Below are 1,851 nucleotides of genomic sequence, written 5' to 3'. Positions count from 1 at the left end.
TTGTGCAGTATTTTTATGAACTACGGCGTAGCACTCTATGAAAATAAATAACTTGATGGGGGCACGTCATGTCAGGGTTGTTCTCACTGAAGCCATGATAGAGACTTGAAAAAAATCGGGGAAAAGGTTGAATGGAGAACGGGGCAAACCCGCTTCCATCATGTCTTTTCCCTGTTTTTTTATATTCGGCTATATTCTGAAAATAATAATGTCGTTGTTTTGCTCCGGTTTGACAAATCTAAGCCACTGAACTACACTAAAAATGAATGGATTATTCATTATTGATTGAGGGTGTTCATTATACAGGCGAAAAAAGATGAAGTGAAAAAAGAAATTGAATCAGCCGCTTTAAAGGTATTTTTTCGAAAAGGCTTTGTAGATGCCAAAATGAGCGATATTGCGGATGAAATCCAAATTTCTGTCGGAAATATTTATACTTATTTTAAAAATAAAAAGGAGTTATTTTTTTCGGTTGTTCCGCCGTCTTTGGTGGATTATTTGAAGAATGTGTTAGTGGAAAGCATTCATATCGATAACCAGACTTTTTTTGAAGAAAGCAATAACGAAAAAAAATCGGCCATTGTTCAGGAGCAAATCAACCTACTAACTCAATATAGCATGCAGATCGTCATTATTTTCGAAAAAAATAAAGGGACGATTTACAGCAATGCAAAAAACGAACTGGTCGATCTGATGATTGAAACCAAGAAGCCCTATTTGAAAAACACTTATAAAAGGTATGAAATCGGAAGCGATGAAAATATGATTTTGCTGAACATCATTGCCAATAATGTCATCAATATGATTTTGGATTTATTGAAGAGGGATATGAGCGTCGATAGCCGGAAACGGATTTTTGAGGCACTTAGCCTATACAGACTGCATGGACTAAAAAGCTTGAATGAATAATTGTCGACAAGTAGGGATGATTATTTGCGGGACGGTCCATCTTTTTTTTTTTTGCATCAAGGCAGTCCCCATATTTTTTTTCCTCAAAAATGAATGTATAATTCATTATTAAATAGTATGAGCGTAAACAGGAGGGAGAAACGATGAAGACAGGTTATGCATTTAAGAACTGCAATGTGATTTATGGTGATGCGAAAAGAGACGTTGAAAAAATGATGACGATTTTAATTGACGAAGACGGGTTGATTCTGGAGATCGGGAAGGTAAGCGATTTGGCTATCATGAAGTTGTTGCTGAGTCGGCAAGGTCAGAGGTATCATGTGCTGACTAAACCGAAAGGGTGATCCAATTGGGTAAGGCAAAAGTGAAGATGGTAATTCGATTTCTAAAAGGCATGCAAGCCGAAAAGGTAAATGTGCTAGGGGATAAGGAGGCTAAAGAGGACAATGAGTTGATTCAGAAGGTGATTGAGGATATCGAATTGTTTTACGAGGCTGAATTGGAAGGGGAAGCTGATACATATGGGGAATGGTCGATAGTTGGCTGTTCCCTTTTTTTGATGATGGCCATATAGCTACTACTTATAGGGAAAAGAAGGAATTACATTCAAATTTGTTGAATTAACTCTGATAAGACAAATCAACATGTTCAACAGTATGAAAAGAGGAAGCTATATGATCTGGAATATAAGAAATCTTGTCGCATTTGTATTTGTCATTGTCATGTGGATGATTGTGGATCATTTACATATCAATAATGTGTTAGCTTTTATAATCATTTTTATCCTGATGTTTCTCGTAGAGAGCGTAAAATATATTGTGTAAATAGAAAAAGGAAGACCTTTTCTAGTAGAATTGAGTTACCACACAACAATTCAGAGAGAGGTCTTCCCTATGAATCATTTTACAACAGATTTAGTTCAGGCTCTAGTCACAAAACAGG

3 protein-coding genes are annotated in these 1,851 nt (G+C 36.2%); all 3 read left to right on the top strand.

Annotation, left to right across the window (positions count from 1 at the left end; translation table 11 throughout):
• Positions 1-291: 291 nt before the first annotated feature.
• The gene (locus E0698_RS26175; RefSeq protein WP_192513420.1) at positions 292-909 is read left to right on the top strand and encodes a TetR family transcriptional regulator; all 618 of its coding nucleotides are present in this window, start codon (positions 292-294) and stop codon (positions 907-909) included.
• Between the two features lie 143 nt (positions 910-1,052).
• Positions 1,053-1,253 carry a hypothetical protein gene (locus E0698_RS26170; RefSeq protein WP_238354174.1) on the top strand — a complete coding sequence of 67 codons (201 nt, stop codon included), beginning with the start codon at positions 1,053-1,055 and terminating at the stop codon, positions 1,251-1,253.
• A gap of 5 nt (positions 1,254-1,258) precedes the next feature.
• The gene (locus tag E0698_RS26165; RefSeq protein WP_192513421.1) at positions 1,259-1,483 is read left to right on the top strand and encodes a hypothetical protein; all 225 of its coding nucleotides are present in this window, start codon (positions 1,259-1,261) and stop codon (positions 1,481-1,483) included.
• The last annotated feature ends 368 nt before the right edge of the window (positions 1,484-1,851 follow it).

Source organism: Paenibacillus sp. 23TSA30-6 (assembly GCF_014858585.1).
In the GTDB taxonomy this organism is placed as follows: Bacteria; Bacillota; Bacilli; order Paenibacillales; family Paenibacillaceae; genus Paenibacillus.
The sequence above is the reverse complement of the archived record's forward strand: the minus strand, read 5'-3'. Positions and strand labels throughout refer to the sequence as shown.

What these genes read in the sequence shown, in the direction of transcription:
- E0698_RS26170 (WP_238354174.1), top strand. Translation starts at nt 1,053, where the DNA reads ATGAAGACAGGTTATGCATTTAAGAACTGCAATGTGATTTATGGTGAT.